18 protein-coding genes are annotated in these 20,282 nt (G+C 56.0%); 7 read left to right on the forward strand and 11 right to left on the reverse strand.

The features are described 5' to 3' along the window. Positions 1-5: 5 nt before the first annotated feature. From BGP77_RS04865 to chrA, 3 genes are all read right to left on the reverse strand, one after another. Positions 6-866, reverse strand: coding sequence for a hypothetical protein (locus BGP77_RS04865; protein ID WP_146171195.1), 861 nt, complete (start codon positions 864-866; stop codon positions 6-8). A 269-nt stretch (positions 867-1,135) separates the two neighbouring features. Next, entirely contained in the window at positions 1,136-3,058 is a 1,923-nt protein-coding gene (locus BGP77_RS04870; RefSeq protein ID WP_108163599.1) for a bifunctional 2',3'-cyclic-nucleotide 2'-phosphodiesterase/3'-nucleotidase, read from the reverse strand. 163 nt (positions 3,059-3,221) lie between these two features. Then, a complete protein-coding gene (gene chrA, locus BGP77_RS04875; protein ID WP_108163600.1) occupies positions 3,222-4,388 on the reverse strand; it encodes a chromate efflux transporter in 1,167 nt (388 codons plus the stop codon). A 154-nt stretch (positions 4,389-4,542) separates the two neighbouring features. Here chrA and BGP77_RS04880 point away from each other — a divergent pair, with 154 nt between their 5' ends. From BGP77_RS04880 to BGP77_RS04890, 3 genes are all read left to right on the forward strand, one after another. Further along, a complete protein-coding gene (locus BGP77_RS04880) occupies positions 4,543-5,931 on the forward strand; it encodes an ATP-binding protein (protein ID WP_108163601.1) in 1,389 nt (462 codons plus the stop codon). Beyond that, positions 5,928-6,602, forward strand: a complete 675-nt coding sequence (locus tag BGP77_RS04885; protein ID WP_108163602.1) for a response regulator — start codon at positions 5,928-5,930, stop codon at positions 6,600-6,602. Before BGP77_RS04880 ends, BGP77_RS04885 begins: the two co-directional genes overlap by 4 nt. Before the next feature lie 113 nt (positions 6,603-6,715). Further along, positions 6,716-7,165 (forward strand): hypothetical protein, encoded by a 450-nt coding sequence (locus tag BGP77_RS04890; protein WP_108163603.1) that lies wholly within the window; start codon positions 6,716-6,718, stop codon positions 7,163-7,165. Between the two features lie 147 nt (positions 7,166-7,312). On the opposite strand, the gene BGP77_RS04895 is transcribed toward BGP77_RS04890, so the two are convergent. The 4 genes from BGP77_RS04895 to BGP77_RS04910 are packed head-to-tail and all read right to left on the reverse strand — an operon-like array spanning position 7,313 to position 12,973. Then, positions 7,313-8,500: an AGE family epimerase/isomerase gene (locus BGP77_RS04895; RefSeq protein ID WP_108163604.1), complete on the reverse strand. Its 1,188-nt coding sequence runs from the start codon at positions 8,498-8,500 to the stop codon at positions 7,313-7,315. 10 nt (positions 8,501-8,510) lie between these two features. Continuing rightward, positions 8,511-9,461, reverse strand: a complete 951-nt coding sequence (locus BGP77_RS04900; protein WP_108163605.1) for a carbohydrate kinase — start codon at positions 9,459-9,461, stop codon at positions 8,511-8,513. Beyond that, complete coding sequence (locus BGP77_RS04905; RefSeq protein WP_108163606.1) at positions 9,458-10,474, reverse strand: substrate-binding domain-containing protein; 1,017 nt, start codon at positions 10,472-10,474, stop codon at positions 9,458-9,460. The genes BGP77_RS04900 and BGP77_RS04905 overlap by 4 nt, the downstream gene beginning before the upstream one ends. 60 nt (positions 10,475-10,534) lie before the next feature. Further along, a complete protein-coding gene (locus BGP77_RS04910; RefSeq protein ID WP_108163607.1) occupies positions 10,535-12,973 on the reverse strand; it encodes a glycoside hydrolase family 2 protein in 2,439 nt (812 codons plus the stop codon). 251 nt (positions 12,974-13,224) lie between these two features. Here BGP77_RS04910 and BGP77_RS04915 point away from each other — a divergent pair, with 251 nt between their 5' ends. Continuing rightward, entirely contained in the window at positions 13,225-13,872 is a 648-nt protein-coding gene (locus tag BGP77_RS04915; RefSeq protein WP_108163608.1) for a hemolysin III family protein, read from the forward strand. Between the two features lie 66 nt (positions 13,873-13,938). Here BGP77_RS04915 and BGP77_RS04920 read toward each other — a convergent pair whose 3' ends face one another. From BGP77_RS04920 to BGP77_RS04935, 4 genes are all read right to left on the reverse strand, one after another. Next, positions 13,939-14,127: a (2Fe-2S)-binding protein gene (locus BGP77_RS04920; RefSeq protein ID WP_108163609.1), complete on the reverse strand. Its 189-nt coding sequence runs from the start codon at positions 14,125-14,127 to the stop codon at positions 13,939-13,941. A gap of 167 nt (positions 14,128-14,294) precedes the next feature. Then, positions 14,295-15,821 carry a tripartite tricarboxylate transporter permease gene (locus BGP77_RS04925; protein WP_108163610.1) on the reverse strand — a complete coding sequence of 509 codons (1,527 nt, stop codon included), beginning with the start codon at positions 15,819-15,821 and terminating at the stop codon, positions 14,295-14,297. Further along, complete coding sequence (locus BGP77_RS04930; RefSeq protein WP_108163611.1) at positions 15,809-16,267, reverse strand: tripartite tricarboxylate transporter TctB family protein; 459 nt, start codon at positions 16,265-16,267, stop codon at positions 15,809-15,811. Before BGP77_RS04930 ends, BGP77_RS04925 begins: the two co-directional genes overlap by 13 nt. Further along, complete coding sequence (locus BGP77_RS04935) at positions 16,264-17,241, reverse strand: tripartite tricarboxylate transporter substrate binding protein (RefSeq protein WP_108163612.1); 978 nt, start codon at positions 17,239-17,241, stop codon at positions 16,264-16,266. Before BGP77_RS04935 ends, BGP77_RS04930 begins: the two co-directional genes overlap by 4 nt. Before the next feature lie 310 nt (positions 17,242-17,551). Between BGP77_RS04935 and BGP77_RS04940 the strand changes: the two genes are divergently transcribed. The 3 genes from BGP77_RS04940 to BGP77_RS04950 are packed head-to-tail and all read left to right on the forward strand — an operon-like array spanning position 17,552 to position 20,197. Continuing rightward, on the forward strand, positions 17,552-19,138 hold the full coding sequence (locus BGP77_RS04940; RefSeq protein ID WP_108164364.1) for a sensor histidine kinase: 1,587 nt from the start codon (positions 17,552-17,554) through the stop codon (positions 19,136-19,138). Then, positions 19,135-19,830, forward strand: coding sequence for a response regulator (locus tag BGP77_RS04945; RefSeq protein WP_108163613.1), 696 nt, complete (start codon positions 19,135-19,137; stop codon positions 19,828-19,830). Before BGP77_RS04940 ends, BGP77_RS04945 begins: the two co-directional genes overlap by 4 nt. 37 nt (positions 19,831-19,867) lie before the next feature. Continuing rightward, entirely contained in the window at positions 19,868-20,197 is a 330-nt protein-coding gene (locus BGP77_RS04950) for a DUF3301 domain-containing protein (RefSeq protein ID WP_108163614.1), read from the forward strand. The last annotated feature ends 85 nt before the right edge of the window (positions 20,198-20,282 follow it).

The raw sequence follows: 20,282 nt of genomic DNA on the forward strand, positions 1-20,282 counted from the left end.
AAACCTCAGGTGAACAGCGAACGCCAGTACGCATCGGCGGGCTGTTCACCCAATTGCACCAATGCCTCGTCGAGCCGTTCTGGCTGACTGCCGTAACCGGCGATCAAATCATTGATTAAAAAGAAGCGCTGCTCCAGCTTCAGACGCACGCGCATATAGGCCGGCTCTTCCACGACCTTCAGTGGATAAATTCCCGTCGATAAATAGAACCGCGCGTAGTAACTGTAATTCAGCGCCACTTCGCCCTTGAGAATTCGGCGCACGGTGCGTTGAGTCACGCTGAGAAACTCGGCAAATTCACGCCGGGTGAAACCGTTTTGGGTGATAAAACGCCGCATGGCCTCGGCAATCATCAAGTAATAGTCGCTGGAATAGAGGAAAGCGCGCGCCTCTTCCATCTCCTCGATGGAAATGTGCATCGAACGATCGATGTCGCGATGAATGGTGCGCGGGCAATCGTCAATTAAACCCCGCAACGCTTCCGTCGATTGCGCTGACGGCACCCGCTGCAGCAACAACGCCAGTTTGATCTGACGAATGTTGCGGTAATCGCCGATCGGCAAATGCCCAAAATAATCGGACTGCGCGAGGATATGCAGCGGCGACAACCCCATCACAAAGCTCCACCAGGCGATGATGTGCATGCGGTACTGGCGCTTGCCTTTTTCCATTTCCAGATAGGTTTTCTTGGAAACCGACAACGCCTTAATCAACGCCGGTATTTTTTGTTGGTTCATATGACGAACCTGCGCCAAAAATGCACCAACGTTCTCGTTGAACTGACCTTCGATTTCGTTGAAGTCCACACCTTCAGGGGCGATGGGGTTTGAGCGTGAGTTCGGATTCATAGCCACCGTTGTTGTCATCCGTTCAGATCGACCTCCGTGCCACCAGTACCATCCATTCGCAGCCGCCGTTTGGCGGCACGCTCCGTTGCAATCACGCTATCGGCAATAAGAGCCGTTCACAATACCGTCTTTGGGTAATTTGTTGTCATGCAAAACAGTTAAAACAGCCAATCGCCCATTCTAGAGCGGCTGCAAGGCGGACAGAAACGACACCTTTTTCAACAAAGAATGTTAGGAATGGATGGCCGCCTCAGGACGAGGCGGCGAAAGGGGTGTTACACCGTGCCTCAGTCGAAGCGATAGAGGACAAACCCACTGTCTAATGGCCGCACCGGCGCGACCTGTTCAGGCATCAACCGTTCGGCCTGAGGCGAGGTTTGGAAAACCACTTCAGCGTTACCCCAGTCTGCAAAACGCCAATTGTTGTCCGCTGACGGATTCAGGGTGCCCTGGCTGAGCAGATAGTTGGCCACCACGTCGCGGTTCTTATCGGGCGCATCGATGACCACCGTTGAACCATCCAGGTTCGGGAATGAACCACCGCCACCGGCGCGATAATTATTGGTCGCCACCAGAAACCGCTGCTGACCGTCCAAAGGTTCGCCTTGGTAAGTCACCTCAATAATACGGTGCTCATCACCCACTTGGTTACCCTCGCTGTCATAGCGCGGCGGAACGGTGACATCGATGCGGTAATTCAAACCATCAATGACATCGAAGTTGTAACTGGGGAAGGCATCGTTCACCAGTGACTGCTGACCACTGGCTTGTGGATCAATGGTGTTGAACTGACCCGCGGCACGTTCCAGCCATTCCACAACCTGAGCACCGCTGAGTTCAACGACTTTTAAGTCATTGGGATAGATGTACAGATCGGCGACGTTTTTCAATGCAATCGGTCCAGCAGGCACTTCGGTGTAATAATCGGCACCGCCGCGACCCCCCGCCTTAAAGGGCGCTGCTGCCGACAAGATTGGCACCCCTTCGTATTCCGTACCCGCCACAATCTGTTCGACATACCAACGCTGAGCGTTGTTGACGATTTGAATCGAGGGATCGTCCTGCACCAATGCAAAGTAGGAATTGATGTTGGCCGTGGTTTCACCGACACGCTGCGCCATATAGTCCAGTGTGCCTTCGTGGTCATCGCGAACGGCACGAACAATTTCCGGTACCGCTTCCACCAGTGCCACCGTTTCACCATCGCGTCGCTCATAAATCGGCTGCGCCTGAGCCTGGCTGGCAACGATGGTCCAGTCGCCATTTTCACCTTCGAGCGTTAAATCAATGATGCCCAGATGACTGCCCCAGAAACCCGGCATAACCGAAGGCACACCGAAAAGGGTTCCGGCTTCGGCATCAACGCCTTCAATACCGTCATAACCCGGCCCCGGAAAAACACGGTGCGAATGACCGAACATAATGGCGTCTATGCCATCGACTTGCGCCAAATACCGACTGGCGTTTTCATCACGGCCTTCGCGCACACTGCCGCTGATACCGGAATGCGGAATGGCGACAATGATGTCAGCACCCTCTGCTTTCATTTGCGGGACGTACTTTTCTGCCGTTTCAATAATGTCGCGTGACTGAACTCGGCCAGTCAGATTGGCCTGATCCCACACCATGATTTGCGGTGGCGTAAAACCGATGTAGCCAATTCGTAACCGATGCAGTTGGCCATTGGTATCGGCAACGGTTTTATCGAGAATGACGTACGGCTGAAAATAGGGCTGGTCATTACTTGTGTCGTCGTCGCCATCATCAATCACGACATTGGCAACCACATACGGAAATTCTGCGCCCGCCAGCGATTGCTCAAGAAATTCCAGGCCGTAATTAAATTCATGGTTACCGATATTGCCGACATCGTAGTCGAGCAGATTCATGGCTTTAAACGCCGGATGAATCTGACCGTCTGCCAACGCACGATCTTTGGCGATGTAATCGCCCAGTGGATTGCCCTGAATCAGGTCGCCGTTATCGACCAAAACCGAATTGGTCGCCTCCATACGCGACTGATTCACCAGCGCGGTCGTTCGCGCCAGGCCAACGGTGACGTTGGTTCGGTCGGAGTAATAGTCGTAATCGACCAGATGCATATGAATGTCGGTGGTTTCCATCAAGCGTAATTCCACCGTCGCCGCACCAGCGACACTGCTGCACCCAAGGGCGGCCAGCATGGCGAATCCTGTTGTCAGTTTGTTCATGGCGAATGCCTTTTTATCCGTTCATTGAAAACCCGGCCGCGTTGCTGACAACCCTGTGCCGAGCGTCCCATTCGACCCTTTTTGACCCCGTGGTCAACTATTGCCAAAGGAGCATCATCTTGGCAAGGGTGAATGACAAAGCGACGACAATGAGTCGTTGAGTCTATGCCCAGCCCATCCCACCGATAACGAGAGCGACGGCGACCAACACCAGCACCGGGCACCGCAACAGGCGCAAGGCCAGCAAACCGAGCAACGCCAGCGCTAGGTCACTGCTTCCATCGATGGCCGTAACAAAGACAGGCTGATATAACGCCGCCAACAACAACCCTACGACCGCCGCATTAACGCCCGCCAAAGCGCCGGCCAGTCGAGGCAGTTGCGCCAGACGCTGCCAAACTTGGGACAACGCCAGCACCAGCAAAAAGCCGGGCAAAAAGACCGCCAACGTCGCAACCACAGCGCCCCACCAGGGTTGATCCGGCTGCAACAACGCGCCCAAATACGCAGCGATGGTGAATAACGGTCCGGGCATCGCCTGCGCACTGGCATAGCCAAAGAGGAATTGATCGGCCGGCATCGATGCACCGACACCGGCCTGCAATAACGGCAGCACAACATGACCGCCGCCAAACACCAAGCTGCCCGTGCTGAAAAAGGGCAGCGCCAAATCGGTGAAATCACTGCGAACCACCAGCAGCCCAGCCACGATCACAACAAAGGTTATCAGTGGCCACCGCTTAAGCCGCCCGCTCACTGTTGCTGACTGAGCGGTATCGACCGACAACCGGCGGGCACCGACCAACCCCATCACTAACAACAACAATGGCTGAATCCAGATCCAGGGTGAAACCAACACGGCCGCGGCCGTGATAAGAGCCATTGATTGTGTCAGGGTGCGGCGGCAAAAAGATTGATACAGACCCATCACGGCATCGGCCACAACCACCAGCGCCAGTAACTTCAGCCCATCGATCACACCCGGCAGCCAGGCTTGATCCATCCAGCTTCGGCTGCCGACCGCGATGACCGTCATCAACAGAAAGGACGGCAGCGTAAAACCAATAAAGGCGGCCAGACCACCGAACAGTCCAGCACGCTGCAAACCGATGGCAAAACCAACCTGACTGGACGCAGGCCCTGGCAGAAACTGCGCCAAGGCGACAAGACGCGCATAACCGTCATCGTCGAGCCACCCCAGACGCTGAACAAAAGTACGACGAAAATACCCCAGATGCGCGGCCGGACCACCAAAGCTCAAACAACCGAGCACGAGAAAGCGCAGACCGACATCCAGTGCTCTTCGGGCAGTTGATAAACCTTGTGTCATCGATCTCACCCTTGTCTGCTCGATGGTCTATTAGCGAATCCAACCGCTCACTATTGCGCATAACCATGACCTTTTTATGGCGTTCGGCACTCCACATCGGCTGCACAATCTCAGACTATGCTGAGCACTGGATTCTTTTGTATGACTGACAGCCATGCGCATTCGACTTCGTTATCAGGTTCTGGCGGTTATCTTACTGGCCAATGCCCTACTGACGGTGGCCATTGTGGTCGCCAACAACCAGGCGTTCAGCACCAGCTTTGAAAACTATCAAGAGGCTGTGCAGAGCAAACGGCTGGCGCCGTTAATTGAAGCCTTGGCCGAGGACTATGTCGACCAGGGCGGCTGGCAGACGATGGACAGTTTCCGCTGGGCGACCTTAATCAAACCGTTTTTATTCGGCCGGCCGGATGCCGATGCGCCATCGACGACTCAATCATCCAGCCGACGCTTTCGGGGTCCGCCGCTGCAACTGCGTGACGCCCAGGGCGCGCTGATCGCCGGGCCGCCGATCCCTCGTCATTTCAGCACCTGGTTGCCAATTGAAAACAGCGCTGGAGAACGCATTGGCGAGCTGGGTGTTCCCACCAACTTGCGACTGACGGGTGAGTTTGATCGGGTTTTTGCCGATCAGCAACGCCGCCAATTACGCTGGATCGCCTTAGCCGCTCTGCTGCTGTCTGTCGCTGTAGCGTTGCCGTTTGCTGCCGTTTTAACGCGCCCCATCAGCCGCCTGCAACGCGCCACCCACCGCCTGGCTGGCGGCGACTACGACACTCAGATTGCAGTAAAAGGCAGTGATGAACTGGCGGATCTGGCCCGCGACTTCAATCATCTGGCCACCACGCTGGCGAAAAACCTCAATGCCCGCCAGCGCTGGATCGCGGATATTTCGCACGAACTGCGCACGCCCATTGCCGTCTTGCGTGCCGAACTTGAAGCCATACAAGACGGTGTGCGCCAACCAAACCCAGAGACCCTTTCATCGCTGTATCAGGAAATCGAGCGCCTCAGCGCTCTGGTTGAAGATTTGCACGAACTGTCACTGTCCGACGCCGGCGCGCTCAGCTATCGGCGCGAGACGCTGGAGTTCAATGAACTGATTCAAGAGGAACTCAGTCATCAACAGGCGGCGTTCGATCGCGCCCAGTTACAGCTGACCTTTCACCCAGCTGACAGTCCTGTTCTGATCGAAGCGGACAGCCACCGGTTGACTCAGTTGTTGAGTAATCTGGCGCAAAACTCACTGCGTTATACCGATGCACCGGGCGAGGTGATGGTTCGATTGAGTCGGGCGGGGCAAGTCGCTCGGCTGGAATGGTCGGATTCAAGCCCCGGTGTTCCATCGTCCGCGCTGCCCAAACTGTTTGACCGCCTGTACCGCGTTGAAGACTCGCGTAATCGCGCCAGTGGTGGCTCCGGCCTCGGCCTGGCCATTGTGCATAACGTCGTCAGTGCGCATCAGGGCAAGGTCAGCGCACAGAATTCACCGCAGGGTGGGCTGTCCATTATTGTTGAGCTGCCGCTGAGGAAAACCGGATGAGCAACTTAATCCTGATTGTTGAAGATGAGGCCAAGCTGGCTGAGGTGGTCCGCGACTATCTGCATCGCGATGGCTACGACACCCATTTGTGTCACCGCGGCGATGAGGTTTTAGACTGGCTCGCCGATCACCAGCCGGCATTGATCCTGCTCGACCTGATGTTGCCCGGTCTGGATGGCCTGACACTGTGCCGTGAAATTCGGAAAAAAATGGCCACGCCCATCATTATGACCACCGCTCGCGTTGAAGAAATTGACCGCCTGCTGGGTCTGGAGCTCGGCGCTGACGATTACGTTTGCAAACCTTACAGTCCCCGGGAAGTGGTCGCTCGCGTCAAAGCTGTGCTGCGACGCACTCACCTCAATAATGGCAACGAATCGGATACAGAATTACGACTGGTGTTACCCGAAGGCGCGAATGAAGCACGCTTTGGTGAGCGCAAGGTGGAACTGACGGCGCTCGAATCCCGACTGTTGGCTGAGCTGATGCGTCACCCAGGACGGATATTCTCACGTGATCAACTGATGGACGCCATCTACCCGGATCGCCGTCTGGTCAGTGACCGCACCATCGACAGTCATATCAAAAACCTGCGTCGTAAATTGCAGTTACTGGCACCGGAAGAGGAGTTTGTGCGTTCGGTTTATGGCGCCGGCTACAAGTACGAATAAGCCTCTTAGGTAAAGGTTATGTCGTGCATCCTGGCTCCACATTCGCTGCGAATAAGGCAACGACACTGATCATCACCGGGGCATCCGCCCTGTGATATTCAGGAGCACAGACCATGAAAAAGACACATCGCAATACCTTCATCGCCACGGCTCTGGCTGTGGCTCTGACAGCAAGCGCTAGCGGCGCATTCGCCTGGGGCGGCAATGATCGCGGTCAGGATCCCAGTGAGCGCTTCAACTACATCTTCACCGAACTGAACCTGACTGAAGACCAGGCTGAAGACGTGCTGGACGTTATGCGTACCTTCCGTGATGACCAACGCCAGGCCATGCAAGCCCGTCGGGATTCCGGTGCCGGCCGCCCCTCAGCAGAAGAGTTTGCTGACCTTCGTGCTCAGGCACATACCGCCTTATCCGACCAGCTTGGCACCGTTCTCAGCGCCACGCAGGTCGAAGAGTTGATGACCTATTTGGAATTCCACGGCCCCATGATGGGCGGTGGCCGTCACCACGGCCGTGGCCCGCAAGATGGCCAACCCATGCCGCCGGCACCGGCCGAATAACCGCTGCGTAACCGATCGACCGATTCCCCAAAACCGGTCTTCTCTTTACCCGCCATCCGGCGGGTTTTTTATTAAAAAAAGGCGCCCAAGGGCGCCCTTTTTCAGGTTATTGCGTCTTCGTGATGGTGCTTCGCGAGTCGGCTTTACTCAATCCGGCTCGACTTGAATTCCCTGAACTCGCAACACTTCCAGACAAGCACCCAGAGTGTGGTAATCACACTTCGCACCCGCAGCGCTTTTCTCTGTAGATACTTTGGTGTTGTCACGGGTCAGCAAGCGGAACCAGGCACCGTTGTCATGATCGACAAAGTGATCCCAGCTGTATTGCCACAGCTTTTGATAGTGCTCCAGGTATTTGTCGTCGTTTGTAGCCTGATGCAACAAGGCTGCGGCGGCGAAGCTCTCCGCCTGCACCCAGAAATATTTGTCATCGTCACACCAGTTGCCGTCCGGATCGAAGCCATAGACCAAGCCACCCTCTTGGGCATCCCAGGAGGTTTCCCAGGCGCGATCAAATAACGATTGAGCGCGTTCGACCATCCACGACTCTGGCGCATGGCGATGCAGCATCAACAACAGCTTGGTCCACTCAGTCTGATGGCCCGGCTGGACCCCCCAGGGACGATAGAGGTTTTTCGGATCGTCCTTGTTGTAATCCCAGTCGATGTTGAAGTTGGCCTGGTAGTGCTCCCAGATCAACCCATCGGTCTGGTCGGCCTGGCGCACGGCGATGTTGTGTGCCAGCGTTTTGGCCCGTTCCAGATAGCGACGTTCACCGGTGGCTTCAAAGGCAGCAATCATCGCCTCACACAGATGCATATTGGCGTTCTGACCGCGGTAATCGCTGAGCACGCCATCGGGGCTGATTTCATCTGCGTAGAGTCCGTACTCGGCTTGCCAGAAACGCTGCTCAAGCCGCTCATAGGTTTGCGCTAAGGGGGCGTCATCGACCAACCCGGCCTGACGGGCAGCGGCATAAGCCAGCAACACAAAGGCATAACCGTATGCTTGTTGCGTCATGTCTTCGGGTTGATGATCGCGCAGCGTCCAAGCATAGCCGTCCGCTTCTTCTCGCCAGTGTACCCGTTCCAAATAGTCCAGGCCGTGCTGGGCGATGCTCAGGTAGTCGGTTCGATTAAAGAACCGACCGGCCTGCGCGTAGTTCACAATGATGCGCGTCGATGACACCAGTTGACGGAAACCCGGATCGAACACAGTGCCGTCGTCATGGTAGTTCTGATAGTAGCCACCACCGGAATCGACAACGCGCGGGTCGTAAAACGCCAGGATGGACTTCAGGTGCTCCACCAAAAATTCGGTTTCAAAAAAGTTCATGGCGGATTCCTCAGGCGTCAAACGGCCAGTGATCACTGACTTCCGACCAGGTTGGCAAAGAGGGGAGCGCACCTGCGCGGCTGACCGCTTTGGCGCCACAGGCGGCAGCAAACTGGGTAATCTGCTCCAACTCGTTTTGACTCAAATGGCTCAGTTCTCGACCATTGAGCGCCCGCAATAAGCCACCGCTAAAGGCGTCGCCACCCGCGGTCGTATCGACCGCTTTCACCGCCGGTGGAGTGACCAGCAAATCGCCAGCGCGCGTCAGTACACGGATGTCGCCACCGCCATCGGTGACCCAAATGGCTTTAACGGTGTCGAGCCATTCCTCAATGGGGAAACCGGAGGCTTCGATCCAATCGGCTTCCTCTTTGGAGACTTTGACGATGTCAGCCAGGCGCAAAAAGCGATCGATTACCGCAGGATCGACCGTGGTTTTCGGCCAGAGGTTATGACGCAGATTCACATCAAAACTGATGGTGGCGCCGACACGACGCGCCTGCGCGACCGCCGCTTCCGTGGTGCGTGCGATGGCAACGTCAGTCAGAGTATTGGAACAAAAATGAAACAGGCCGGCGCCTTCAAACGCCGGGATCGGCAAATCTTCCGGCGTCATCAACACATCCGCCGAGGCTTTGCGCAGGAATTCGAAGCTGCGCTCACCATCGTCATCGAGAAAGACATAGGCCAGCGGTGTATGAGCGCTGGGGTGTACGCCCAGGTACGTCATATCAACACCCAGTTGCACCATGGCGTCGGTGAGAAAGCGACCGAAGCGGTCGTCGCCAACCTGACCGACGAATCGTGCCGGGGCCTCCAGACGAGCAACGGCTGCAGCAACATTGGCCGGCGCACCACCGGGGTATTGACGAAACTCGGGCAGGTCAAAACCGCCTTCGTGGGCGCTGTTAAAATTCAGAAAATCGATCAGCAATTCGCCGAAACAAAGTATGGGTTTCATCTTATTGTTGGATCCGTACGGTTGATAAAGCAGGCGGTATCGATCACCTGGAGTTCATTCATCGGAGCGTCCTCCGACAAAGCGGCTAATAATACCCGACCCAGTTGGCGACCTGTGTGATGCAGGTCTTGTCGAAAACCATCGACCGGGTGGTGAAAATAATCCGCCAGCGTTGAGGTCTCTAACGCTACCACATCTGCGCGGTGTCCGGCATCGCCAAGGCCGGCGAGCAAGCCCATGGCGGTGATTTCATTGCCGCAGATATACGCATCGGGGGGTGTTTCGCTATCCGCCAATTGACGCGCCAGGGCGCGCGGATCCAGATCGTTCGTTTGTGGCACCAGTTGAAGCGATTCATTCACTGTTAGGCCTCTGGCTTGATGCGCATGCATAAACCCCAGCCGCTGATGCCAAGCAAACAGATACCGTGAGGGTGGCAGTAACAGACACAGTCGCTGGTGACCCCGATCGAGCAGATGATCGGCGGCGCGACGGCTGAAATCGACGTTATCGATATCGACATAAGGGTGCTGTAGCGCCAGCTCGGTCCGACCAAAGGTCACAAAAGGCACCCCCGCCTCGGCCAGAAACCGCACTCTGGCGTCCTGGCTTTCAGTCAGGGTTAATACCACGCCATCGGCCAGACCTTGCTCCACCAAAGTACGCACGGGCGCCAATTCATCCTGTTCACTGCGGCTGGGAATCACCGTCAGTTGATAAGGCGTGTCCGACAACGCCGCAGTTAGCCCTTCTATTAAGGGCCCGGTGCCTACATCACCGACCACTTCGCCCGGTTTCAGCACCGGCAAAATCAGCGCAATGACGTGCGTCTTACCGGTTTTCAAACCAATGCCGGACTGATTGGGGCGATAGCCCAATTCAGCGGCCGCCGCTTTCACCCGCGCGATGGTTTCCGGGCGAACTTCCGGCCCGTCTTTCAGCGCCCGGGACACGGTCGTAATCGACAGCCCCAAATGTCGGGCCAATGTTTTTAATGTGGTACGGGCGCGCATCACGCGAGCGTTCTCCCCGGCGTTGTTTGAGCGATCCGACTCAGCAACCGTGTCATAAAATCAGTTCCGGTAACTGCGTTCTAAATGATCCACCCGCAGCTCTGCGGAGTTTAACGATGCCTCACCGTGCCAATACAGCCGGCGCGGTTCTCCCGGCAACAGGGTCAGGCTGTTATCACTCCAGTGCCCTGCGGTCGGGGCAGACAGCGTGACAAAGTGCGCGGGGCGGTCACAACTGAGCTCCACCCATGACTGGCCATTACACTCGCCGTATTCTGCGCGGACCTCTGCCTGCGGAAAATCAAGCGCCTTCCACAGAGCAAAATAACCGGTGGCATCGCATTTAAATGATTGGTCGCCGAACTGAGCGTTTGCCTGAGCCACAACAAATTGCTGTTCGGGGTGTTCCGAATGAAGGTCGGCAATCACCACGCTTTCACCGGCGGCCAAGGTCTGTTCAATCGCCCCACGGCGCTCCGTGTTTCCACCCAGCGATAACAGGCGCCAATGACCGCTCAGTTGAGCGGGTTCAGCGCGATCGTTGACGGCGACCAGTTGTTTTTGCGCGCCTTCACCAATAAAAAACAACTGAATTGGTTGGTAAAACCGCTTGGCGTGATAGTGCAGCTGCTTCCAGCGACCGCCATATTCCAGGCTGCTCCAGGAGGCCACCGGCCAAGTATCGTTCAATTGCCAATAGAGCGTGCCCATGCAGTGGGGCCGCAGTGAACGCCAGTATTCCACAGCGGTTTTAATCGCCAGCGATTGCTGCACCTGACTGAGATACAAGAACTGATCGAACCCCACCGGGAAACGAAAATAGCGGGTGAACATTTCCACAATGCGCGAGTTGCCCCCGTCATTTTTCTGGTGAGCCTCCATCACCGGACTGGTGACGTTGCGATCAGCCGGATCAGTGATCGATTCAATCAGCTCCAGCGAGGGAAACGATTGATAGCCAAACTCTGAGCAGAAACGCGGTTTGATGTCGGTGTAAGCAGAAAAGGATTGTCCCTCGTGCCAGACATCCCAAAAATGCATATCGCCACGGTCATCGTCGTGCCAGGCATCGCCGAAATCCAATTCGCCATTGCACGGCGAACTCGGCCAGAATTTTCGGCCCGGATCGGCCTTCGCCACGGTTTCATCCAGAACGCGGTTGAGCCGATCGTAATTCACCAGATACTGATCGCGATTGTTTCGGGATACGTCAAACCAGTCGATAGCGCCAATGACTTCGTTATCACCACACCATAAAGCGATGCAGGCGTAAGACTGCAGACGACGCACTTGGTAATCGACTTCCGGGCGGATGTCGTCGATGAAGGCGGGCGTGCTCGGATAGAGCGCACAGGCAAACATCAGATCGTGCCAGACGAGAATGCCCAATCGTTCGCAGGTATCGTAAAAGGCATCGTGCTCATAAAACCCACCGCCCCAAACGCGCACCATGTTCATATTGGCGGCGACCGCATCGCCAAGCAGTTGTTGGTAGCGCTCAGGCTGATGACGAGCGGGAAAGGCATCGGCTGGTATCCAATTGGCGCCTTTTGCAAAAATATCGACACCATTGACCACAACCGCCATGCGATTACCCGCGCCATCTTTACTGAGGTCCCAGTGCAGCGATCGCAAACCAATATCGCGCTGCCACTGATGATCGCCCAGGCGGGCGGTCAACCGATAGAGAGGCTGTTCTCCGTATCCGGCCGGCCACCACAGTTGCGGATGCTCAACAACCAGTGTTGCCTGAGCCTGATGCTGACCCGGCGCCAGGGTGAGGTGAACCGGCTCGACACCGGTCAGCGACAGTTCGATCTGCTCATTGATTTCGGTCGGGCCCGTGGTATCGACTGTGACACTCAAACGGACACAATCGGCTTCATGCTGCTGGTCCACCCGGACGGTATCCAGACGGCGGCCCGAATGCAGAATCAATTCCGGCGCCGCATAGACGCCGGTAGAGAGCAAACACAGCCCCCAATCCCAGCCGGCATCGCATTGGGTTTTACGCACCAGATTCATATGCGGAATCTGGTTGTTCATTTCCGCCCAGGGCACCGGAAAGGGCTGCTGCTCGGCAAGTTTTGCAGCGAGCGCCGCATTGTTATGCAGGGTAATGGTTAACCGGTTGGTGCCGACCCGCAGTGCTGAACGGATATCCAGATCAAAACGCCGGAAGAAGTTAGACAACTCACCCACTGGCTGATCATTAATGGTCACACGGGCATGGGTATCGACAAAGGCCAGGCGCAAGGTGACCTGATCGGCCAGATCCGTTTCATGAATCTCAAAGTCGGTTTCGAGCACCCAGTCGTGCTGATGCACCCACTGAACCTCGGCTTCGTTTTTGCGCAGATATGGATCAGGAATATCACCGGCATCGAGCAATATCTGATGAACGTCGAGAGGTATAGCCGCTGCATAAACCGACCGCTGTTGATCCGCGCGGTACAGCGACCAACCGTCCTGCAACAGACGACTCGATGTAGACACCATGGTTTCACCTCTGACTGATTGAAAATCTTAACGTTACGATTTTCGGATTCTGCCACTCTAATTAGTGCAATAAAAGCACAATGCCCGAGTCTTAACGTTTCGATCTGCTGATTCCCGCTCGTTCTTAGCGAACAGATGATCGGGCCGGGGCGCTCATTGTGTCCTGATTGCGAAAAATCAGACGGCTGTCATTGAATTTATACAGAAAGCGAGCACTCTATAGACGTCTGAATGACTCTCGGAAACAACCCATGTCCACCTCTGCATTACCCACGTATTCCATACTCGAAGAGTGGGCCAACAGCCTGACGCACGGTATCGGCGCTGTTTTATCCATCGCCGGTCTGATTGTTCTGGTTGTCTTGGCCAGCCTGTATGGCGATGCTTGGCAAATTGTCAGCGCCAGCGTCTACGGCGCCACTCTGATTCTGTTGTACAGCGCATCGACGCTGTATCACGCCATTCAGGCGCCGCGCGTGCGTCAATTGATGCGCCGCTTTGATCACATTGCCATTCTGTATCTGATTGCGGGCACTTACACACCCTTCACGCTGGTAACATTGCGCGGCCCCTGGGGCTGGACCTTGTTCGGTATCGTCTGGGGTTTAACGTTGCTCGGTACAGTGGTTCACCTAACATCACTGCGCCGCTTTCACTGGCTGATGGTCGGCCTTTATCTGTTTATGGGCTGGTCTGTGCTGATCGCTATTCGGCCGCTGATTGCGACCTTGCCACCGGCCGGTTTGAGCTTATTGGTGGCTGGCGGGCTGTCGTACACGCTGGGCGTAGTCTTCTACGGCATGAAACGACTGCCGTTTAACCACGCCATCTGGCATCTGTTTGTCTTAGCCGGCAGCGCTCTGCATTTCTTTACGGTGCTGTATTACGTCATCCTCTGAGTAACATGGCACCCATAAAAAAACCCGGCCATGGCCGGGTTTTTTATGGACGAACGCTGGCAGGTATCAGGCTGCCGTAAAATCAGCGGTCGCCGCCCATTCGAATTCTTTCAGCAGCTGCTTACAACTCTGACCACAGGAACCACAGTCTGTTGCCACGCCCAGTTCACGCCGGATGTCGCTGTAATCGGCGCCTTCGATGGCGAGGTTTTCGATGTCGCGGTCAGTGACCCCTTTGCAAACGCAGACGTACATCGTGCAGATCGACCCTGTTAACGCTGAATAGTGAATAACAAATCTAATACGAATCGTTATTATTAACAAGCGTTTCGCGTTCTCGAAACTGTAAGTTTTTGTCGCTTCCTCGGGTCAAAAAAAAGCGGCCCATAGGCCGCTTTTTCAGAGCAGTAACACGCCTCAGCTCAGTCGCTGGTCTGGCTTTCGGTCATGCTTTGACGCATACGACGTCGCAGAATCGGACCCACCAAATACGGCAGGACCAAGCCCAGTGCCGCCAGAATCCACAAGCCTGCCGCCAACGGACTGCCCCAAAGGATGGACCAGTCGCCGTCTGATAACACCATGGCGTGCCCCAGGTTCTTCTCCATTTCCGGTCCTAACAACAGACCCAAAATGATCGGCACCAACGGAATCTCCAGCTTACGCAGCAGATAACCGGCGATACCAAAGGCCACCATAAAGTAGAGATCGAACGTTGAGTGGCTAATCGAGTAGATACCAACGAAAGCGACCATGGTCACCACCGGCAGTAAGTACATCGGCGGTACCGACAGCAGCTTCACGAAGAATCCCACCAGCGGGATGTTCAGCACCAGCAACACCAGGTTACCGATCAGCAGGGCGGCGATAACGCCCCAGACGATGTCGGCATTCTGGGTGAACATCAGTGGACCGGGCGTAATGTTCAGCGAGATCAACATCGCCAGTAACACCGCGGTGGTTCCACTGCCAGGCACGCCCAGCGTCAACATCGGTACTAACGCCCCTGAGGAGGCACCGTTGTTTCCGGCTTCCGGTGCGGCAACACCGCGGGGATCACCTTCGCCAAACCGGCCCTTTTTACCCAGGTACTGCTTCTCCAGCGTGTAGCTGATAAAGCTGCCCAGAGACGCACCGGCACCCGGCAAAACGCCAGCGATAAAGCCCAGAACGCCGCCACGCATGGACGTTGGCAAGGTCGCCACAATCTCTTTCGGGCTCAGCATCAGCTTGCCGACTTTGATCAACTTACGACCGGCACCGGCGCGCTCCTCAATAAACAGCAGCAGTTCGGAGATAGCGAACAAACCCACGATGGCGAGAATAAAATCGACGCCTTCGTAGAGTTTCAGCATGCCAAAGGTATAACGCTGAGTGCCGGTGGAGATATCGATGCCCACCGTGGAGATCATGATGCCCAGAGTCGCAGCAACAATGGTCTTCACCGGGTTCTTGCCGGTAATGCCACCCAGAGTCGCAAACGCCAAAACGAACAAGGCAAAGTATTCCGCCGGACCAAAGGTCAGCGCAAAGCGAGCCAACAGCGGTGCCAGCAGAATCAAGCCGAACGTACCGACCAAGCCACCCATAAAAGAAGCAATGGCTGAAATCGCCAGGGCTTCGGCCGCTTTGCCTTTCTGCGCCATTGGATAACCGTCCAGACAGGTCATCATGGCCGGTTCATCGCCGGGAATATTCAGCAGAATCGATGAGATACGCCCGCCATACATGGCACCAGCGTAAACCGAGGTCAGCAAAATCATGGCGGTATCGGCGGACAAGCCGAGGGTGAAGGCCAAAGGAATCAAAATAGCGACCCCATTGGCTGGCCCCAGACCCGGCAAGGCACCAATCAGCGTACCGACAAACGCACCAAACAGCGCAAACATCAGGTTTTGCGGCTGCAATGCAACGGCAAACCCTTGCATCAGGAAATTCAAGGTATCCATCGTTCAACCTCCAACAGGCCGGCTGGCAACGACAACTCCAGCAAGTGGTTGAACAAAATGAACACCGCCACTGCGCCTATCAGTCCGGTCAGAAACGCGCCTTTGGGACGAGCACCCATGCGCCAGCACAGTGTGCCGACCGCTGCAGTCGTCGCCAGGACAAACCCCAGCACTTCCAACAGCAGCGCATAAGCAATCAGTACCAAGACAGCCACAGCCAGCTCCACCAACGTATGGCGGCCTGGCCAATCGGTATCCGGGTCCGGCTTGGCGATCAGATAACAACTTGATAACGCCAGTATCACCGACAGGATAGTTGGAAAGGTATCCGGTCCAACCGCCTCTTGGCCGCCGAAGGGCGGCGGCCATTGTTGGGCGGCCCAACCGTAGGCTACGGACAGGACCAACAGGACCAGGCCGAGCAAACGATCTCCGCGTGCGGTCATCTCAGCAATCCGATCTCACGTGACAGTTGTTCGATGTCGGCAACCTGGTCGGTGACAAAGCTTTCGAATTCATTCGCCGGCGGATGGAACGGAATCAGGCCATTACGCGCCATGACCGCTTCCCATTCTTCGCTGGCATAGAGCTCGTCAATCGCGGCAACCCAGTATTCCTGAGCTTCCGGATCGGCATCGGCCGGCATATAGAAACCGCGCCAGTTCGGGCCCAGGGCATCAATGCCTTGTTCACGCGCTGTCGGGATATCACTCAGGCGACCCGGCAGACGCTCTTCAGCCAACACCGCCAGCACACGCAGATCACCCGATTCAATAAAGCCCGTGGCTTCACTGATGTCACCGGTAAAGGCATCAACGTGACCACCGATGACCTGAGTCATGGCTTCGCCACCGTTGTTGTAGGACAGGTAAGGAATGCGCGGCAGGTTCTCAACGCCCGCAGCTTTTGCAGCGATCAACGCTTTGAGGTGATCCCAGCCACCGTTGGCACTGCCACCGGCAAACTTGACCGAACGCGGATCTTCTTTCAGCGCGTCCATCAGTTCGTTCAGGTTCTGGTATTCAGAATCGTTAGCGACGGCAATGATGCCGTAGTCTGCACCCAGGGCGCCGACCCACTTAACCATGCCTGCGTTCATACCAGGGAACTGCTGCTGAGCCAGACGGGTGGTGGTTGCGGTTGAAGCAGCAACCAACAGTTGGTCGTCTTCGCCACGCTTACTGACGGTATGAGCAAATGCCACACCGCCGCCAGCACCGGCCATGTTAGTGGTCTGAACGTTACCTGGAACTAAGTCCAGTTCTTCCAACACCTGACCCACACTGCGGCAGGTGAAATCCCAGCCACCGCCCGGATCCGCCGGTGCGATGCATTCAACGCGGCCACTTGGCTCCCAGGCCAGGGTCGTTGCACTGACGGCGAGTGCCGCCAGCAAAGAAAGACTTTGCTTGAGCTTCATTGGGTTGTCCTCTCGTTGTTGTTTTAGGCTGCCAGTCGCAACCGGCCACTGGCCGAGGTGCGGCCGTGGCCTGACGGGACGTTAGGTCGAGCAACGAATGGCGGCCAGCTTATGGACGTAAAGCCTTTATCGGTTATAAAGACACTTAAGTTCATTTTGTTCACGGGCAATCAAAAAGAGCTTCCGTTACCCTTAATCAGCGCTCGGAACCGTGATCGAACACCCAACCGACTGGCTGGGCTCCTCCGACTTAAGACGAACAACAAAGAAGCGCGCTGTCGTGTTTAAAAAACTCAAGCTGAAAACCCGCATGATATTGGTACTGGGCCTGGTTAGCGCCGCCCAAACCGGGCTGATTGGCGGGTTTGCCTGGCAGTACCTCAGCCGCTCGCTGGACGACCAGATTGGTCAGCGTGCCTTGATGGTTGCCAAAACCATCGCCGCCATGCCCGGCATCATCAATGGCATTGAACAACGAGACACCGCAGCACTGCAGCGACTGAGTAAAAAGCTCGCCCGCACCAACGAAGCGCTATTCATCGTCATCGGCGATGCCAACAACATTCGACTGGCTCACCCCAATCCCGATCGCATTGGTCATTCCATGGCCGACGATGATGGTGATCGTGGCGAAATCGCCTTACTCGATGGCCGTGCCTATGTGAACAAAGCACACGGCAGTCTGGGCGAGTCGATGCGCGGCAAAGCGCCCGTGTTCGACAACAGTGGCAACACCATCGTTGGATTGGTATCGGTGGGTTATTCGCTGGATCAGGTCCGCGCTACCATAAATCGCTACAAACTGGTGCTGATTGTCGCCATGACCTTAATGCTCATGGCCAGTGTGGCGGCGGCTATTATCATTGCCGGCCGCTTTAAAAAGGCGATTTTTGGGCTCGAGCCAGAGCAAATTGCCCGGTTGTTTGAAGAGCTCGACGCAACCTTACAGTCGGTGCGCGAGGGCATTGTTGCCGTCAATCGTGACGGCCAAATCACCACCGTTAACCGCACCGCCATTGAAACCCTGGGACTGGCGCCAGATACCGCCCTGGTCGGAACAAAGATCGACGAAATCCTACCGGACAGCGGTTTACTGCCCATCCTCGACAGCGGTGAATCTCAGTTTGACCAGGAAGTCTGGCTCAACGGTCGGTTGATGATCGTTAATCGTCTGCCGGTAAAACAGGAGGGCGAACTCATCGGCGTGGTGTCGTCCTTCCGCCTACGTGACGAGCTCGATCAGGTCAGTCGCCAATTGACGCGCATTCAGCAATACGCCGACACCTTACGCTCACAAACTCACGAATACTCCAACAAGCTGCACACCATTGCCGGACTGATCCAACTCGGCGCGCACGATGAGGCACTGGCGCTGATCGGCAGTGAAGTGAGTGATCACCAGGCGTTAATTCAGTTGTTGCTGGAAGCTGTGCCCGATCCGGTACTGGCCGGCTGCCTGCTCGGCAAATACAACCGAGCGCGGGAGATGGGCTTGTTGCTGATCATTGATCCGGACAGCCGAATGACCGAACTGCCCGACAGCCTGCCGCGTGACCAATTGGTCAGCGTCGTTGGCAATCTGATCGACAACGCCCTGGAAGCCACCCGCCAATCCAGCCCCAACGGCGGTCAGGTGCAACTGAGCATGACCGACCTGGGGCACGACTTAATATTCGAAGTCGAAGACCAGGGTCCCGGCATTCCCAATGAACAACGCGAACGCATTTTTGAAAAAGGTGTCACCACCAAGAGCGACAACAATCACGGCCTGGGCTTACACCTGGTGCGTTCCTTTGTGGCTCGCTGGGGTGGCTCGATCACGGTGGAAGTGTTGCAAACCGGCAGTCGCTTCACCCTATACCTGCCAAAACAACCGGACGGGGAGGCTGATGCGTGAGACATCTGAAATTGTTGATTGTCGAAGACGACCCACAAATTGCTGAAATTCAGCGGCGTTTCGTCGAGCGATTGGGCAACGTTGAACTGGCTGGCATCGCCCATAACCTGACGGATGCGGAAGATCTGGTCGATGTACTCCAGCCCGACCTCATGCTGCTGGACGTCTTCTTTCCGGACGGCAATGGCCTCGACTTATTGCGCCGCTTGCGCGCTCGAAATGGCCACACTGACATTATATTGATCACCGCAGCACGCGAAGTCGAAACGCTGCGCTCCGCGCTGCACGGTGGTGTCTTTGATTACATTCTCAAACCCTTGGTCTACGAGCGCTTGGAAGAAGCCATATACAATTATCGACAGCACCGGGACCGGCTCGACAACCTCGAAAGAGTGGCGCAAAAGGAAGTGGATGCGCTCTTGCCCCGCGCGCACAACGAGACCGGCAACGAGCCGGAGCGACTGCCCAAAGGCATCGATGCACTGACGCTCGACACCATCCGCAAGGTATTGCAGGAAGATGGCAATTGGAGCGCCGACGCCGTCGGTCAACGCATCGGCGCTTCGCGCACCACCGCCAGGCGATATTTGGAATACCTGGTCAGCGCCGGGGAATTGATTGCCGAAGTGAACTACGGCAGCGTTGGCCGGCCGGAACGGCGTTATCGATTATTACCTAAGGACCCCGCCTAATCACTGGCATCGCGCTTTATTTGAATGGCCATTAACCATGCTGAGCTCTGAACAACTTCTGCTGATCCTCGTCTTTGCCGTCATCAGTGCCTGGTGGTGGCGGCACTTAGGCATTCGACAACTCGCGCTGGCGCACGCACGCAAAGCCTGCCAAAAAGCCAACGTCCAACTGCTGGATCAAAGCGTATACCTGCGCAAAATCCGCCTGGCTCGTTCACCCGTCAGCCTTGTTACGGTGGAACGCAGTTACGAGTTTGAATTCAGCACACGCGGCGACCGGCGTTTTCTGGGCTGGGTGGTATTAACAGGCCGTCGACTGCAACGACTCGAACTACAGCCCTACAGTGACGACAACTGGCTGCAATAAATCGCTGAATGCTTTTCACAAGAACGGATAGGTCGACATAAACGGGCCGGCCAGCGGCTGTGACCCTCGGGTCGCTCATACGAGG

The organism is Saccharospirillum sp. MSK14-1 (genome assembly GCF_003054965.1).
Classification (GTDB): domain Bacteria; phylum Pseudomonadota; class Gammaproteobacteria; order Pseudomonadales; family Natronospirillaceae; genus Saccharospirillum.

Excerpts from the sequence above, each read along its gene's own strand:
- BGP77_RS04865 (WP_146171195.1), bottom strand. The coding sequence starts at position 866 with ATGACAACAACGGTGGCTATGAATCCGAACTCACGCTCAAACCCCATC.
- BGP77_RS04870 (WP_108163599.1), bottom strand. The coding sequence starts at position 3,058 with ATGAACAAACTGACAACAGGATTCGCCATGCTGGCCGCCCTTGGGTGC.
- chrA (WP_108163600.1), bottom strand. The coding sequence starts at position 4,388 with ATGACACAAGGTTTATCAACTGCCCGAAGAGCACTGGATGTCGGTCTG.
- BGP77_RS04880 (WP_108163601.1), top strand. The coding sequence starts at position 4,543 with ATGCGCATTCGACTTCGTTATCAGGTTCTGGCGGTTATCTTACTGGCC.
- BGP77_RS04885 (WP_108163602.1), top strand. The coding sequence starts at position 5,928 with ATGAGCAACTTAATCCTGATTGTTGAAGATGAGGCCAAGCTGGCTGAG.
- BGP77_RS04890 (WP_108163603.1), top strand. The coding sequence starts at position 6,716 with ATGAAAAAGACACATCGCAATACCTTCATCGCCACGGCTCTGGCTGTG.
- BGP77_RS04895 (WP_108163604.1), bottom strand. The coding sequence starts at position 8,500 with ATGAACTTTTTTGAAACCGAATTTTTGGTGGAGCACCTGAAGTCCATC.
- BGP77_RS04900 (WP_108163605.1), bottom strand. The coding sequence starts at position 9,461 with ATGAAACCCATACTTTGTTTCGGCGAATTGCTGATCGATTTTCTGAAT.
- BGP77_RS04905 (WP_108163606.1), bottom strand. The coding sequence starts at position 10,474 with ATGCGCGCCCGTACCACATTAAAAACATTGGCCCGACATTTGGGGCTG.
- BGP77_RS04910 (WP_108163607.1), bottom strand. The coding sequence starts at position 12,973 with ATGGTGTCTACATCGAGTCGTCTGTTGCAGGACGGTTGGTCGCTGTAC.
- BGP77_RS04915 (WP_108163608.1), top strand. The coding sequence starts at position 13,225 with ATGTCCACCTCTGCATTACCCACGTATTCCATACTCGAAGAGTGGGCC.
- BGP77_RS04920 (WP_108163609.1), bottom strand. The coding sequence starts at position 14,127 with ATGTACGTCTGCGTTTGCAAAGGGGTCACTGACCGCGACATCGAAAAC.
- BGP77_RS04925 (WP_108163610.1), bottom strand. The coding sequence starts at position 15,821 with ATGGATACCTTGAATTTCCTGATGCAAGGGTTTGCCGTTGCATTGCAG.
- BGP77_RS04930 (WP_108163611.1), bottom strand. The coding sequence starts at position 16,267 with ATGACCGCACGCGGAGATCGTTTGCTCGGCCTGGTCCTGTTGGTCCTG.
- BGP77_RS04935 (WP_108163612.1), bottom strand. The coding sequence starts at position 17,241 with ATGAAGCTCAAGCAAAGTCTTTCTTTGCTGGCGGCACTCGCCGTCAGT.
- BGP77_RS04940 (WP_108164364.1), top strand. The coding sequence starts at position 17,552 with ATGATATTGGTACTGGGCCTGGTTAGCGCCGCCCAAACCGGGCTGATT.
- BGP77_RS04950 (WP_108163614.1), top strand. The coding sequence starts at position 19,868 with ATGCTGAGCTCTGAACAACTTCTGCTGATCCTCGTCTTTGCCGTCATC.